At 48.6% G+C, this 14,617-nt stretch carries 18 protein-coding genes and 1 pseudogene; 7 read left to right on the top strand and 12 right to left on the bottom strand.

What is annotated here, in order from left to right; all coding sequences use genetic code 11:
- Positions 1-5: 5 nt before the first annotated feature.
- The 3 genes from NGAR_RS02920 to NGAR_RS02910 all read left to right on the top strand — a co-directional run bounded on the left by NGAR_RS02920 (position 6) and on the right by NGAR_RS02910 (position 2,935).
- Positions 6-398, top strand: coding sequence for a cupin domain-containing protein (locus NGAR_RS02920; RefSeq protein WP_015018122.1), 393 nt, complete (start codon positions 6-8; stop codon positions 396-398).
- 9 nt (positions 399-407) lie between these two features.
- Positions 408-1,343, top strand: coding sequence for a phosphogluconate dehydrogenase (NAD(+)-dependent, decarboxylating) (gnd, locus tag NGAR_RS02915; RefSeq protein WP_015018121.1), 936 nt, complete (start codon positions 408-410; stop codon positions 1,341-1,343).
- A gap of 287 nt (positions 1,344-1,630) precedes the next feature.
- Entirely contained in the window at positions 1,631-2,935 is a 1,305-nt protein-coding gene (locus NGAR_RS02910) for a GH116 family glycosyl hydrolase (protein WP_228369266.1), read from the top strand.
- On the opposite strand, the gene NGAR_RS02905 is transcribed toward NGAR_RS02910, so the two are convergent.
- Both NGAR_RS02905 and NGAR_RS19215 read right to left on the bottom strand, forming a co-directional pair.
- Entirely contained in the window at positions 2,922-3,182 is a 261-nt protein-coding gene (locus tag NGAR_RS02905; RefSeq protein ID WP_015018118.1) for a ferredoxin reductase domain-containing protein, read from the bottom strand. The two genes, NGAR_RS02910 and NGAR_RS02905, sit on opposite strands and share 14 nt — an antisense overlap.
- A gap of 31 nt (positions 3,183-3,213) precedes the next feature.
- Positions 3,214-3,276, bottom strand: a pseudogene (locus NGAR_RS19215) (hypothetical protein); the annotation flags it as partial.
- 460 nt (positions 3,277-3,736) lie between these two features.
- Here NGAR_RS19215 and NGAR_RS02900 point away from each other — a divergent pair.
- Complete coding sequence (locus NGAR_RS02900; protein WP_148680877.1) at positions 3,737-4,123, top strand: hypothetical protein; 387 nt, start codon at positions 3,737-3,739, stop codon at positions 4,121-4,123.
- A gap of 13 nt (positions 4,124-4,136) precedes the next feature.
- Here the strand turns inward: NGAR_RS02900 and NGAR_RS02895 are convergent, their stop codons facing one another.
- Positions 4,137-5,207 carry a homospermidine biosynthesis protein gene (locus tag NGAR_RS02895; RefSeq protein ID WP_015018115.1) on the bottom strand — a complete coding sequence of 357 codons (1,071 nt, stop codon included), beginning with the start codon at positions 5,205-5,207 and terminating at the stop codon, positions 4,137-4,139.
- Between the two features lie 257 nt (positions 5,208-5,464).
- Here NGAR_RS02895 and NGAR_RS02890 point away from each other — a divergent pair, with 257 nt between their 5' ends.
- The 3 genes from NGAR_RS02890 to NGAR_RS02885 are packed head-to-tail and all read left to right on the top strand — an operon-like array spanning position 5,465 to position 7,709.
- On the top strand, positions 5,465-6,340 hold the full coding sequence (locus NGAR_RS02890; protein ID WP_266190382.1) for a cation:proton antiporter: 876 nt from the start codon (positions 5,465-5,467) through the stop codon (positions 6,338-6,340).
- Between the two features lie 11 nt (positions 6,341-6,351).
- Positions 6,352-6,696 (top strand): cation:proton antiporter domain-containing protein, encoded by a 345-nt coding sequence (locus NGAR_RS18660; RefSeq protein ID WP_015018113.1) that lies wholly within the window; start codon positions 6,352-6,354, stop codon positions 6,694-6,696.
- Positions 6,697-6,746: 50 nt separating this feature from the next.
- Positions 6,747-7,709, top strand: a complete 963-nt coding sequence (locus NGAR_RS02885) for a deoxyhypusine synthase (RefSeq protein ID WP_015018112.1) — start codon at positions 6,747-6,749, stop codon at positions 7,707-7,709.
- A 42-nt stretch (positions 7,710-7,751) separates the two neighbouring features.
- Here NGAR_RS02885 and NGAR_RS02880 read toward each other — a convergent pair whose 3' ends face one another.
- The 9 genes from NGAR_RS02880 to NGAR_RS02845 form a co-directional block, all read right to left on the bottom strand.
- Positions 7,752-8,459: a nickel/cobalt transporter gene (locus NGAR_RS02880; RefSeq protein WP_015018111.1), complete on the bottom strand. Its 708-nt coding sequence runs from the start codon at positions 8,457-8,459 to the stop codon at positions 7,752-7,754.
- A gap of 533 nt (positions 8,460-8,992) precedes the next feature.
- Positions 8,993-9,277 carry a hypothetical protein gene (locus NGAR_RS02875; RefSeq protein ID WP_015018109.1) on the bottom strand — a complete coding sequence of 95 codons (285 nt, stop codon included), beginning with the start codon at positions 9,275-9,277 and terminating at the stop codon, positions 8,993-8,995.
- Between the two features lie 189 nt (positions 9,278-9,466).
- Complete coding sequence (locus tag NGAR_RS17110; protein WP_187147631.1) at positions 9,467-9,619, bottom strand: hypothetical protein; 153 nt, start codon at positions 9,617-9,619, stop codon at positions 9,467-9,469.
- A gap of 130 nt (positions 9,620-9,749) precedes the next feature.
- A complete protein-coding gene (locus tag NGAR_RS02870) occupies positions 9,750-10,688 on the bottom strand; it encodes an urease accessory protein UreD (protein WP_228369265.1) in 939 nt (312 codons plus the stop codon).
- A gap of 7 nt (positions 10,689-10,695) precedes the next feature.
- Positions 10,696-11,352: an urease accessory protein UreG gene (gene ureG / locus NGAR_RS02865; protein ID WP_015018107.1), complete on the bottom strand. Its 657-nt coding sequence runs from the start codon at positions 11,350-11,352 to the stop codon at positions 10,696-10,698.
- A gap of 30 nt (positions 11,353-11,382) precedes the next feature.
- Positions 11,383-12,102, bottom strand: coding sequence for an urease accessory UreF family protein (locus NGAR_RS02860; RefSeq protein WP_187147630.1), 720 nt, complete (start codon positions 12,100-12,102; stop codon positions 11,383-11,385).
- Positions 12,092-12,613: an urease accessory protein UreE gene (locus NGAR_RS02855; RefSeq protein WP_015018105.1), complete on the bottom strand. Its 522-nt coding sequence runs from the start codon at positions 12,611-12,613 to the stop codon at positions 12,092-12,094. Before NGAR_RS02855 ends, NGAR_RS02860 begins: the two co-directional genes overlap by 11 nt.
- Complete coding sequence (locus tag NGAR_RS02850) at positions 12,610-13,026, bottom strand: hypothetical protein (protein ID WP_015018104.1); 417 nt, start codon at positions 13,024-13,026, stop codon at positions 12,610-12,612. Before NGAR_RS02850 ends, NGAR_RS02855 begins: the two co-directional genes overlap by 4 nt.
- The gene (locus NGAR_RS02845; protein ID WP_015018103.1) at positions 13,023-14,579 is read right to left on the bottom strand and encodes a TCP-1/cpn60 chaperonin family protein; all 1,557 of its coding nucleotides are present in this window, start codon (positions 14,577-14,579) and stop codon (positions 13,023-13,025) included. The genes NGAR_RS02850 and NGAR_RS02845 overlap by 4 nt, the downstream gene beginning before the upstream one ends.
- Between the last annotated feature and the right edge of the window lie 38 nt (positions 14,580-14,617).

Here is a 14,617-nt window from a genome sequence, read left to right as displayed (position 1 = left end):
GATCAATGGTCATAGTAGTAAGGAACTGGAGAAACGTCCACCCGACCATAGCCCACAAGAGCGGGCTGGACTGGCGGCTGCTTGGTATGCCCGCCAAGACTAGTGGCGATATCGAAGTTGAAGTTGACCCCAAGTTTCAATGCCTAAAGACCATCACTTATGTTTCGCTTGCCAAGTTGCAGCCGACCCTGTCGTACGAGCCGCACGACCACCAAGATCATGAAGAAGTGTACTACATAATCAGCGGGTCAGGCCAGATCAAAGTGGGCGGCGAAAGCGCCCGGTTCAGGGACGGCGACGTCATTTACATACCGGAAAAGGCGGTTCATTCGATAACAAACGACGGGAGCGAGATGATAGAGTTTCTTGCCTTTGGCGGGCTTACGGGTGGTGGCTAGGAGATATATATGCGGCAGCTTGGAATAGTCGGCCTTGGCAAGATGGGTGGGAACCTCGCCATGCAGGCCCACGAAAAAAAGATAGACGTCATTGGAAAAGCGAGAAAGAGCAAGCCGGAATTGGAAAAGCAAGGGATCAGGGTAGTGACGGACTATGACTCTTTTGCAAGGCATCTGAAACAGCCAAGGGTCGTATATCTCTCCCTGCCTGCAGGCCCCACTGTAGATACTGTGCTTGACGAGCTGGCAGCCTACCTTGCAAAAGGAGACGTGGTGATGGATGGCGGCAATTCATTCTACCTAGATTCTATCGAAAGGGAGAAAAGGATGTGGGAAAAGGGCATCTATTTTCTTGACTGCGGCACAAGTGGTGGGCTGGAAGGAGCCCGATACGGTGCGTGCTTTATGGTCGGCGGCAGACAAGAAGGCGTCAGGATAGCCGAGCCCCTTTTGACTGCGTTATCCGTAAAGGACGGATACGTGCATACAGGCCAGCCGGGAAGTGGCCACTTTGTCAAGCTGGTTCATAATGGGATCGAATTTGGCATGCTGCAATCGATAGGGGAGGGCGTTGAGCTGCTACGAAAAAGCGATTTCAGGCTTGACCTACAGAAGATTTTCAAGAACTGGTCAAACGGCTCTGTCATCAGAGGGTGGCTTGTAGAGCTCATGGAGAGAGGTTTGAGAGAGCAGGGCATCGACAAGGTGGAGAGCTACGTCGAGGACACCGGTGAGGTCAACTGGCTCGTTCAAGACGCGGTTAGCAAAGAAATCCCAATACCCATAATTTCCCAAGCCGTAATGGAGCTGTTCAAGTCAAGGATGAGCGAAAGCAACGCTTACAAGGCCATAGCGTTGATGAGGCATGGCTTTGGCGGGCATCCTTTTGGAAAGGACAAGGACATAGCAGAGGAGAGGAAAACAAGCAGAGTCCACAAGGTCTAGGCAGCCTGTGCTTCTCTTTGTGCATCCTCTTTGGCTGGGATGTCCCCGGTCTGAAAATGCTCAATTAAGATGTGCTTCTGCATGTCTCCCAGGCTGCTAAACTGCTGCCCGCACGAGCGGCACCTGTATTCTGCAAATGATTCTTTCGACAATGTCTTTCAATTAGCACATATCGCAGATAAGGATTGTAACCTAAAAAAAGAAAAGAGTGCTTACTTCAATGGATGGTGAACTCCTCTGATCTCGCCGATGCCTTGAATCCATTTGTTTCAAAAGCAGAAAGATTCATGGAAACGACTGAAGATTACATTCGCCAAGGGATAAACCCCGGAGGATACTACAAGGCAATATGGTGCAGGGACGCATCATACATACTCAGAGACTGGTTCCTAGCCGGTCATGCTGAAGCCGTGATGCGTGAACTGATGTTCATCTGGTCCCACCAGATTGCAGCAGGCCGCGAGAAGATAATCTACGGCAGGGGGTCGCCAGAGATGAGATACCTTTCACAGGTAGCCACGTCAGAAACCGAAAAGAGGTTTGAAGGGGCGCTCCCTACGACCATATTTCATGGTTTTTCCGAGGTGTACGGTCAAGACCCTGACATTGATTCGACTGCATTAATGATTTCTGCCACATCGTGGATCCTGAATGCCTATCTGAAGGCCGGGCTGGTTTCGGCGCCGCAGCTGTCTTACATTACAGAGTCGCTAGAAGCGAGGATATCAAGAACAGTATCCGACCCTTCAACCGTCATAGACTTTGTACTTCCCCGGATGCTAAAGGGAGTAGACTACTTAGTAGGCCGGGACATTGATGGCGATGGGTTGCTTGAGCAGGGCCATAACGAAGACTGGATGGACACTGTGCTTAGGTCCGGAAAAATAGTCTACAGCCAGGCATGCTGGATACTTGCCCTGAGCAACCTCTCTTCTCTTCTGGCAGAGCTTGGCAAGGACGAAGACGCCAACAGGATTATGGCGCTAGCCAATAGATCGGTAAAGGCGGTAGAGGAAAAATTGTGGCTGGAAGAAGAAGGGACCTACATCGACCTGCAGGAGGAGCATCACATAGGCGGCCCCTACAAGACGCTCACACAAGATGTTGTATTTTATATGATTGCAGTCACCGAAAACACCACCAGCGACATTCTCAGCGTCCACAAAGACAGGAAAAAAGAGCCGGCAAGCCCCGAATTTACCAAGCACGCCAGCAGCACGCTGGATGCCATTAAAGCTAGGATATGGAAGGAAAAGTGGCCGCTGGTTACAGAAGTAGAGCTCAAGACCACTGGCCCATGGGTACTTCACCCAAACGAATACCACAACCACACTTTCTGGCCTTGGATCACGGGGGCAGAGATGCTTGCAAGAAGCCGGCTTCGCAGGTTTGAAGAATGCGACCACCTGCTTTCGATCCTGATCCAAGGCGAGCACAGCGATAACAACAGCATGCTTGCATTTTACGAATGGGTCGACTCAATTACCGGCAGAGGTAATGGAGCGTTCCCCTTCAGGACAGGCATCTCTTCAATAAGGCTGGCTATCATCGATATTCTGGCAAACATGCAGAGGACAATCAGTAGCCCGTAAACTCTTTAACCTTGATCCTTTCTTCTTGCACCTGAAATTCTTGCAGCAGCTCTTGCATTGCCTTGAGCATGGCCGGCGGGCCGCAGATATAGAAAATAGCGTTTGCAATCTCGTCGCTGCCAAGGTGTCTTGTAATCATTTCTTTGTTTATCCTGCCACGCTTCCCGCTCCATGATCCTACGGCGTTTTCGTCCGTGACTGTGTAGATTATCTTTAGGTTTTTTATTGTCCAGAGCCCACCTATCAAATTCCTGTTTGTACAGGATGTTGCTTTCATTCCTGTTAGAGTCAAACATCACTATCTTGAGAGGCAAGCATCTATCTGTGGCGTATTTTATCATGCTTCTAAACGGTGTGACCCCGATCCCGCCTGACAGAAATATTGCCGGCTTTGATCGTCATGCAGCACAAACTCTCTCTACGGCCCCCATGCAAGGATTTCTGTGCCATCGGTCAGCGATGCCAGCTTTTGCTTGTACAGGCTGTCCCTTATTATGGTGATTATCAAGATGTAATCCTGCTCGGTTGGCGAGGATGCAATCGTAAAGTGCCTGATTGGCCCTTTGAGATCCCCTGAAACTCCGTCTAGCTTGAAGAACGCACATACTGTCCTGCGGCATAATCCAACGGACCTCGGGCAAGCCTGAACGTCATTATGTCTGTGCCCTGCAATTTTTCTTTTGACAGCAGCTTGAGCTGAAGTTTATCGGTTGTCTTGCGCTCTTCCTCTTCATATGTAACATATATGATAAGCTGAAAAGTATTTACAATTAAATACGCTGCAAGGTGTTTGAATAAGAGTTGGCCGGAGCTGACAGTTTCGGAGTAGAGCAGGGCAAAGCGCAAGAGATCGTCGAGTGGATGAACGCTCAGGCGAAAAAGAATGGCCAAAAGTTTGAAGCAAAACTGTCAGGCTACACGATGCAGACTACCAAATTCGGAAACTTTGAAATGATAGTCTGGACCGGTGACTGGTCCGCTGCGCGCAGCATCATCCAAAAGGCAAGCGGCAAGATGCGCGCCAAGGTGATCGAGTCCGGCTACCACGAAAAGCGCGACCTCCTGTCGGCGATGTTTGGGAGCTCCTCTGAATATGGCAAGGTATATTCAAATGGCAAGCTTGTCGGCCAGATAGAGACTGTCAAGAGATCCGGGAAATGGATGGCCAAGACAGAAAGCTTTGCGTGATATGACTGACTCTCTATTTCTTGTTCTTAAAGTATGTCCTTTTCATTTCCTCTACCCATGCATCCTTTTTTTCGTACAGCTGCTTGTGCTTCCTTGGGCTGCACACAGACATTGCGTATGAGCAGAGCAGCGGAAAGTAGACAGACGAGTCGCCATAGACGATGACGTTGCCCCTATGAGAGGTCTTGATCTTGCCCCAGCTCTTGCCCTCCTGCAGCGTAGCGCCAGAGAGCCCGCCTGTGTCCGGTCGTGCGTCTGTCAGCTGTATGAGGTAGTCCTGTCCGCCCTCCTTTATCTTTAGGATCTGGTACAGTGCAGGCCCGGTCTGCTGGAAAAAGTTCTTGGGAACCCCGCCGCCAAGCTCAAGCCCGCCTGACCTATCGCTCTTCCACAGGATGGCGGCAGACTCGGCGACATCAAGTATGACGTTTGGAAACACGCCCTTGCCTTCGAACAGGAGCGGCAGCATGTTGAGGCCGATCGACGAGTCGCTTATCGCTGGCATGTACACTGGCACCTTGTGCTCGTACGCCTTGACCAGAAATGACTTTTCCGGATGCTTGGCATTTTCCTTTGCCGCCTTGCCAAGCGCGTAGGCGATATCGGCCGTGGACGCATTGGGCGGCATGTCCTTTGCCCTCCTGATCTCCTTCTGCACTATCAGGTCCTGCGCCTGGAGCGTTCCCATCTCCTTTATGTAAACGTCATAAATCCTCACAATCTGCTTTGCGTAAAGGATGTCGTCGTCAACGTCAAAATGGCCCTGCCTCACTGGCAGGTCGTAAGCGAAATGGAGGTCATGATAGACATTGGCACCGGTCGCCACGATCCAGTCTATAAAGCCCTTCTCTATCATTTCCGAGATTGTCCGGCCAAGCCCGATCGGGGTCATTGCACCTGCGAGGGTCAGGCAGACAGTCGAGTTGGTGTCTATCATGTCCTGCAGTATCTCTGCAGCTTCGGCAAGCCGGCGCGCGTTGTAGCCGGTCGAGCCGTAAAACCTGATCAGGTCTGGAACGGTCATGTTTGCAGAAACTTTTTGGGGATCAATTTTCCTGCCGGTGAATGTATGCCTGCTGTCCACTATTTTGCTACAAAGACACCTCTATTAAAAATTCACTACTGCTTACCAAGGGCGATGTTGTTTGTGCAATTCGTCGTCGTCATTATTGGTAAAGCTGGCATTGTCAGAAGTGATGATAATGTGAGATAATAGCATGACTGATGTTCTAGCGAGTAGGGAAAAATAATAAAATCAACCTGATCCTAGCCAGGACAGGGCCAGCCAATTGGAAAAGTCTTCTTTTGATATTATTATTCTAGCTGAGGATAGTGCTATGCTTGGCTACTGAACATGTCCTTCAAGTTCTCGTCACTCTAACCATACTGCTCTTTGCCGCTAAGCTCATGGCAAGATTGGTACAGAGGATGAAGCAGCCCATAGTCTTGGGAGAGATAATTGCTGGCATCATAATAGGCCCCTTTGCCATCGGCGGCCTGTTGCTCATCGACGGGCGCCCTATAGTCATGCTTGACGAAACGGTGCTCATTATTGGTGAAATCTCGGCGATCATTATTCTTTTTGTGGCAGGGATGGGAACCACTCCAAAGGAGCTCATGAAGCTCGGTGCCCCATCGTTTACAGTAGGAGCTCTCGGGGTAGTCGCTCCGTTCTTTGTAGGCTATTTCGTATTTGTCTCAATAGGCATCGAGTCGCTGCATGTGATAATTGTGGCCACGGCCCTGATAGCCACCAACATAGCCATCTCAGTCAAAGTATTGAGCGAGCTTGGAAGGCTGCAATCCAGAGAAGGCAGGCTCATCTTGGGTGCGGCAGTCGCAGACGACGTGCTGGCTATTACAGTGCTGTCCGTGGTTCTCACCATGGTCAGGACAGGAAACATCAACCCCAATATCAACGGCGTTGCCCTGTCCCTTTTGCAGATTCTTGGGATCTATGCCGCCACACTCGTAGCTTCAGTTGTTGCAATACCACGCCTCTTGAACTTGGAAATCTGGAAGCCGCATGGAAGTACAGAAGTCGCAGCGACGGCGGCCTGTTTTGCAGTTTCCGGAGCAGCATCCTTTGCAGGCCTGTCGCCAATAGTAGGCGCTTTTGCTGCCGGCATGGCAGTAACTGCCTCCAAGGCCTTCCAGCAGATAAGGCAATACGCAGAGAAACTGGACATTGTTTTTGCCCCCTCTTCTTTGCGATAATAGGTGCCAGAGTGGATCTCAGGGGAGTCAACGTCAAAGTGTTGGCCCTAGCAGGCATCACAATCGCAGTGGCAGTTGGAACAAAGCTGGTCGACTGCGGGCTTCTATCAATAATATTTCTGAAGGACAGGAGAAAAGCGATGAAAGTAGGAATAGGCATGATATCAAGGGGCGAAGTTGGACTTATAGTTGTGGCAACAGGCGCGTCTGCAGGAGTCCTATCGACCAACCTGTTCAGCACCAGGGTAATTATGGTTGCTGTGAGCACGATAATCACGCCTGTCTGGCTCAAGCTGGCATATAGAAAGGACCCGCCGCCTGAACCAGCAGTACTGGTGGAAAAAAGAGGAAGCTAAATAGATAGCAAGAAAGACTCATTAGTCTAGGCGCCCTGACAGAGCCTGCAATGGCCGGCAGAGCGAAAAAGGATAAGGAACTTTTACGCAGCCCAGTAAGAGATTACTCGATTGAACAGAATGATGATGTCAATTCCATCTTTTCCAGCATGACCCGTTCTGGAGGCTTTGAGTCACGGAACCTTGCCGATGGCGTCGATATCCTGCGCAGGATGATAGACGACAAGAGTTGCACCAAGTTCATGTCCTTTGTGGGCGCGCTGATGTCGACTGGAGCAAGAGGCATTATCCGCGACATGGTAAGAAACAAAATGTGTGATGTCATTATCACTACATGCGGCGCACTCGATCACGACATTGCAAGGGCCTACGACAAGTACTACGCCGGCGACTTTAGAATGGACGACGGGATGCTGCTTGACAAGGATATCCACAGACTTGGCAACGTGCTGGTTCCCATGGGCAACTATGGCCCGCTCATCGAAGAAAAGATCCAAAAGTGCTTGGCAGATATGTACAAGGAAGGCAAACGCAGCGTTTCGACATACGAGATAACCGACTATATCGGGAGCACGCTTGACAAGTCATCATTCCTGTACTGGGCCCACAAGAACAGAATCCCAGTGATAGTGCCCGGCATCGTTGATGGCGCCGTAGGCAGCCAGGTCTGGTTCTTTTACCAGCAGCACAAGGACTTCAAGGTGGACATCCTGAAGGACCAGAGCAAGCTATCTGACATTGTCTTTGAAGCCAAAAGGTCTGGCGCGTTCATGATAGGCGGCGGCATTTCAAAGCACCACACGCTCTGGTGGAACCAGTTCAGGGGCGGGCTTGACTATGCTGTCTACATTACCACGGCGCCTGAATGGGACGGGAGCCTGAGTGGCGCCCTTGTAGCGGAGGCGATATCGTGGGGCAAAGTGACTGCCAAGGCAAGGCAGGTTACCATCCACGGCGAGGCAACTACGCTCTTGCCATTCATATATGCCGCGCTGATCAAGGCAAAGATGTAAGGCATTTGCAGCATCGTCTTATCATTCATTGAATATTTTTTCCTAAAGGACACCAAGCGCAAAGCCTGCCGCCATTGCGGCCAGTATTACTGCACTTACCTTGGGAAGATACTTTGCATATCTGATTACTCTACGTTCTATACGCGCATATATTTTGACGGCCAGTACGGTTGTCCCAATGAGTGAAGCAGAAACTGCAGTTGCATAGGCCAGCATCAGGAAAAGGGGATTAACGCCGCCAACTGCAAGCGTAAGGATGACAAATTCTTCCTCATGCGCAAAACCCAATGCCAAGGCAAGCCCTGCCATCGCAGCCAGGGTAGGCACGAATATCTTTTCGTGCACATGCAAATGGACATGGTTGCCGGTATCTTCATGCCAGTGCAAATGCTTGTGCTCTGTGTGTCCCATGATGTCATGATGCAGATGTCCATGCTGTGATTCTACGACATCAGTACCTTTTTCCTTCCAAAAGATGTACGCCAATACTGCCAAGGCGGCTGCTACAACATAGTTGAGGTAGAGCTGTGGCACCTCCACAAATGTTGTAACAAGAATGAACGCGACCACAACAACAATAGAAGAAAAAAAGTGTGCACCAGCAATTATTCCAGAACTGATAATGCTGCTGCGCAGCGGCGCCTTGCTGCGAATAGAATACAATACTGCAACCGTCCAGCCATGCGATGGGTTCAATCCGTGCAATAGACCAAACGCGATTATACCCAGCAGAACTGGATCTTGCTGCATATTTTGAAATTAGTTGCTCTAAATAATTAATAAATTGTTACAGAATGAGATATGGTATGGAACCTACTACTGATGAGAATCAGGTCAAGCAAATGCAGCTTGTATTAAGTGCTGATTCTATAACTCTCCATGCATCCCTGATGCCCGGCGTGCTTACCACGCAAACATTTGAAGGAACTGATTGCTACGCAAAGTTCATCAATTTTTTGAAACATGTCTCTGCAAACGGGATTCCTATCAGTGCAGAAATAACCGTCCGCTAGCCAGCATAGTATTTTACACCACCAGCAATGCTACCTGCAAATGTTTATAACATTCAGTCGTGATATATTTTTCAGCTCGATAATGAATGCATTTGACAAGCACCGGAAAAGCGTAACTGCTTGGTGTGAAGATTGCGAAGGTGTTTTCGATTCAAAGTGGCTTGCTGATCTGCACAAAGAAGAAAGTGGGCATAAAGTCAGAATCACCGAGTTTTTAATAACAGGAAGAAGGTAAAAAGAAGAGACGCGAATCATTCGTCGCTATTATTGTTACCTGTTATCTTCCAGCATATCCTGAATATTATGCAGCCATACACCGCCCTTTTCGGTTATGCACCATAGCTCACGATTATCGGACCTGATCCATTGCATGTCATGCAGAAATCTAATGAAATGGCTGATGAAGTTCTCCTCGGTGCCGAGCTCTCTAGCCAACTTTTCTGCATTGCTACTCCTTTTTTCGAGTCTCTGCAGCAATTCGATGGCTTGCTGGAGTGGAGTGTAGCGTTCAAATCCAGCAGTGTTGACGCCAATTCTGACATAGCTGCTAGACATGACAGAGGGTTTTTATCATACCTGCCATAAGTAGTAAATGGTCTAATCTTATAGAAGAAGAAGAACACTTCAATTCTGAATAAAATAAGATCATGACTTACTTCAGGCATTGCAGACAAGCACTAATGCATCAGATGCGAAGCCTGTCTGCACTAGAGATTTCTCGTCAACTGTTCCAATATTTTGTTGCTATTTTATTTCGTGAGGTTCTTTTCCGCCTGATTCCTCGACCTCTTCTGAAGATGCTGCACCTTCTGACGTCTTTGTAAGATGACTGCCATGCCTCGTAGTGCCATACCCCTTTGCCTTTTGTTCATCTGTCATTTCTTTTTCTTCAGACATGGTTTGCATTGGTCCGGAGATTATTTATGAAATTCAGAGAAAAGTACTGAATTCTCAATTCAAAGTATTATCTCATGGAAGATTGGTTTTGGCTAAAGTCAGGATTCGCCCATGGCTGCGTCCCAGTCAGTCAGCCTTTCCTAATTCCACTGAATGGGGCATTCAGCACCACCTTTCTCACCGACCTTACAACTTCAAAGATCACAGACCTTACTTCGCTTGCCGTGCTGCCAAGCAACCTTATAATGATGCCATTATTATCTGGCAGAATAGATGCGCCACCAGAGAATCCTCCAACCCTCCGGATTTCTCGGCTTATTTCTTCGTAAAGTTCCAAAACTTTCTCCGTTTCCGTAAGGACATAGACGGTGCCAAAAACATCAAGCTTTTCCAATACTCCAAAGGCCCCCATGTTGCGCTTCTTGGGCTCCAAGATTGCAACATCATAGTACCTCAGGCGCTCCTTCTGGTTCTTTGCGACGGTTTTCATGTAGCAGATATCATAATCAAAATGCTCCCCTCCTGCCACCCTACCAGGAGTCACCATCTCCGAATACACCAAGGTAGCATTATCATGGACATGTAGATTTGCAATCTGGTAGAACCTTGAATTTCTGTATGGAATTATCTGGTCTGGGATATATTCAAGGTAGCAACCTTGTTCTACTGTGATATTTACGATCTGGGTCGCAAAATTCTTTTCCATCCTATATATCCTGGTGGCCCCCTGAGTAGTAAGATGAGCCATTGCCTCCCTTCTCAGCGTTATGTCCATCCTGTAGCGGTCTCCTTGCAGTATGCCGCCTGATGGGGAAATAATGTACATGTAGGCCATCGACGGGAGTGCTTCCTCCAAATATAACGCCCTTTGAGTGTAAAGAGGGACTCTGGAATACTGTTGCTTCACGGCCGTTTTGCCCGATACTTCATCTTTTTCCAGCTTCAGTATGAGGCCACCTAGTTTGCCAGCCTTCCCCACGCCTAGCTGATCAAGCGTTGATGCATATGCCAGTACCTCCGGGGGAATGCTTGACGGTACGTAATACTCTAGCTTGTTTACATCTTCCAAGGACTTTTCAGCGTCTAGCAATGGCTTTGGGTGGCGACTCAAATAAAACATCTCTGATTAGGTGCTCTGCAACTTTGGATATGCCCTCGCCTGTTTTGCAGTTTACAAATACATGGGGCTTGCTGCCTCTGACGATCTTGGCATCTCTATCCATTACAGACAGGTCAGCCCCGACAAGTGGTGCTAGATCTATCTTGTTTATCACAAGCAGGTCGCATGTTTCTATTCCAAGGCCCCTCTTTCTAGGATACTTGTCTCCGCCCGATACATCAATAATGTAAATGAAATAATCCGCCAAGGCAGGACTAAAGGTAGTGGTGATATTGTCTCCGCCGCTTTCTATCATGATCATGTCAAGGTATCCATGCTTCAATTCCATCTCCTCAACGACTGATAGGTTCATTGAAGGATCCTCTCTTACCGCTGTGTGCGGGCAGCCCCCAGTGGCCAGCCCAATGACTAGGTCCTCTGGCATGAGATGCTGCTCCTGAGCAAGGTTTCTGCGCATTCTATCCGCATCTTCCTTTGAAACCACGTCGTTTGAAATTATGCCAACCTTGTAGCCCCTTGCAGACAGAACAGGAACCACCTTTTCTATCAGCATTGTCTTGCCTGAACCGACAGGACCTCCAACGCCGACCCTTGGAATTCTAGTTTTACTCAATTTTTGGTGCCTCCACTAAATTATTAGCATTCAAGTAATAAACATTTTACTGCTCATTCTTTCATGCGTCATCTGGATGATATCAAGTTGGGGAGCAAACTGCCAGATTCCTTCTATCGATCTGTCGATATAGGACTCGACAGTCTTTGATATGATCGGCTTTAATTCGTCAATGATCCTCTGGCCGTCGAAATGCTGCAGCATCCCTAGGCGCAGCGCTGCTCCGATGATACTCACAGAAAACGAATAGAGCATCATTATGCCGGCCTTGCGTTTTGGGATGGAAAAAACGTTTGCGGCTATGGCAAGCGCGACTGGATACGTTCCATGCCCCTTGCCTTCTTTTAGTGCAGCCAGATAGCCACCAAGTAACTTGTTAGTCTGGGAAAATGAATGGATGCATCTTAGCATCTGGGTGCCCGATCTTGAAGATGCTTCTCTGATTTCTTTGACGAGCTTCATTGCATGTATCGTATTATCTACTTCCAGCAGCATGTCAAGATTACCTTTAGAAGCATGCTCGTAGGCGTTCCCAAGCGCGGTGCAGTCCGCAGGGCCTATCTGGTGTTCGAGAAATACCTTGACCAAGTCCCGAAGTTCGTCCGGACTCATTTTTTTCCTTTCGCTGTAGAATATGGCCTCCAGCCCGCTGGAGGTTGTATACATGCCTGTTGGAAAGAAAGAATCTGCAAGCTGCATCATGCCAATGTCAGCAATATCGGTCATGGTGTGTTCGTGCTCAGTGCTCATGGACATCCATTCCCTCATCAGGTTCAAAAACCATTTTCATGCTCTTTATTTCCAAGTGGTCTTCAAGTGGGGAAAAGATCTTTCTGAACATTTCAACCTCGGATTCGGCTTGGATGGGAAAGTAGATCGTCCTCCCCTGCAATTTTAGCGGCCTGTGCAGGTTGCCTATTGCGTGGCCGATTCTTGCAGGAATCTGCACAACATGGTCATCATCGTCATGCAGATTTTTCTTTATTTCTAACGATATGACGTTCTCTGGCTCAAGCTCTATTACTATCATCTGGTTGCTTGTATTCAAGAGGATATCCCCATGCCGCAGCTTTGTCCCAGAGGGCAGGGTCAGTGCAATGTCTGTTCCTTTGTTTGAGGTTTTGCGCATCCTGACACGCTGAGACTCTATCCTGTTTATCCTCACTGATTCGGCTTGTGACTTGGACAGCATTTCATCATATTTTTTTCCGAGGCTCTTGTCTCTGTAGATGTTGCCAATTATTGAATCCACTGTTATCATTGGATGGTCACTTGTTGTTGTTGCTGTTGCTCTTGCTGGCTGGCTGCTGCGCTTCTTGTCGATTGTTGGTTCTTCTTTACGGCGCTTATCAGCTCAACCAGTCTTTGTGTGTAATCGACCTTTCCATAGTGACCGTATGATGATCGCTGCACGGTCGCAAAAAGAAGCCCATCATCATCCATTCTTACTTTTGCACCGACTGCAAACTGCTCAGCTATAACACATATTGTCACTCTATGATCGGGGTAGTCCAAGTTTAGGTGCGAGGCAGGATCGACAAGGCCAGACATTGATTCAATTTTGCCTGCTTTTACAGTCACGTGCCTTACCTTGGTCGCATCTATCACATTCATCTCCTCGTCCACGTTGTTTTCTTCGACGCAGTGCCTGATCAACATCTCTTTGCCGCTCACCTCTTTGTTTCAGACAGCGCCTGCTGGCTGAGATCTTCTGCTGCAAGATTCCTATCGATTCTCAGGACTGATTTTGCAATCTCGCCTGCTGCCTGCAGCGCCATGGTTTTGACCATCAACGGATCGATTACGCCCATTTTCCACATATCGACCGGCTCGCCAGAGTTTATGTCTATTCCAAAGCCGGGTGGAGATGCCTTTGCCGCCATGACTTTCTCCAAGCCATTAAAGCCTGCATTTGTAAGTATCTGGCGCATTATGCTTTCAAGAGCCGAAGTCACAACTTCGAGTCCTACCTGCTCTAGGCCCTTGAGCCGGAGGCTTTTCACTTTTTCAACTACGTGCAATTCCGCGGCTCCACCGCCGGGAACCACCCCCTTGTTAAGAGCCGCCTCGGCTGCGTTGACGCCATCTATTGCCGCCCGCCAGCGCTCAAGGGAAGTCTCCTTGGTTGTACCTGACACAACTATGGTGACCATGTTGCGACCTGATCCGCCCTCAAGGTAGATCATGTTGTTGTCTTCATCCTCCCTTACTCTCTCTGCTGTGCCGAGTATATCCGGTCTGCTGAGATCTTCCATAACGCGGACAGGTTTGGCTCCAGTATAGCGGGAGAGATGCTCGATCTCTTCTGTTGCGATTCTGGCCGCAAAAACTCTCTTGGCAACAAGCATATCCTCAACTGCCTGGTCGACTTCCGGAGAGGCAATGAGTATTACGTTAGCCCCAGTGGCCAGCATCGCGTCTACCATCTCCTTTGATTTTTTGATCCTGTCATTCTCCATCAAGAGGATCTCCTGATACTTGTTGTTCTCTTTTATCCAAGATTCTTTTACTGGCTTCAAGTCAAGCTTGGTTATCATTACCTTTGCGTTATGGATCTCCATCGGAAGCTCTGGATCTAGCTTTTTCCTTTCAAGGACAACTCCGTTTATTATTTGATCTTCCATGCTGGTCTTGCGGATTACCATTATGGACTTGTTGAAATCATATTGTCCATTGTAGCGCGCGTTTTCCCCGACTGTCCGCAAAGCAGAAATGACAAGTTCTGCAAGCCTCTTGCCATCAAGCTTTGATGCCAGAGAAGTCCTTACTATCTGCTCCAGTTCAACATCATTGATGGATATCCGCTTTGCCTCGCTTTCCAGCAGCTGGCACGCATGTCGAACTCCGCTGTCAATGCCTTCTACTACTTTAGTAGGATGCACCCCAAGCTCCTTTACCAGCCTCTTCCCTTCCTTTATCATCTCTGCAGACATTACTACTGCAGTGGTAGTTCCATCGCCAACAAGCTGTTCCTGCCTTTCTGCAATCTCGACTATCATCCTTGCTACAGGATGTATTGCTTTTAAGGAAAGAAGAATGGTAACGCCGTCATTTGATACATGCCTGTTCATCGCCTGATCTATCAGCAACTTGTCAAGCCCCTTTGGTCCCAGAGTGGTGCGCACAGTGTCAGCAACTGCCATCACCGCGTTGGAATTTGACTCCAAGGCATTAAGTTCAACATTTTCGGCCACGGGCCGCCATACTCCAAAATTCGGATTCGACATATGCGTACTGGATCAAAGCAGATAAAGATAAAGATTCA

This window comes from Candidatus Nitrososphaera gargensis Ga9.2 (assembly GCF_000303155.1).
GTDB classification, from domain to species: Archaea; Thermoproteota; Nitrososphaeria; order Nitrososphaerales; family Nitrososphaeraceae; genus Nitrososphaera; species Nitrososphaera gargensis.
The sequence above is the reverse complement of the archived record's forward strand: the minus strand, read 5'-3'. Positions and strand labels throughout refer to the sequence as shown.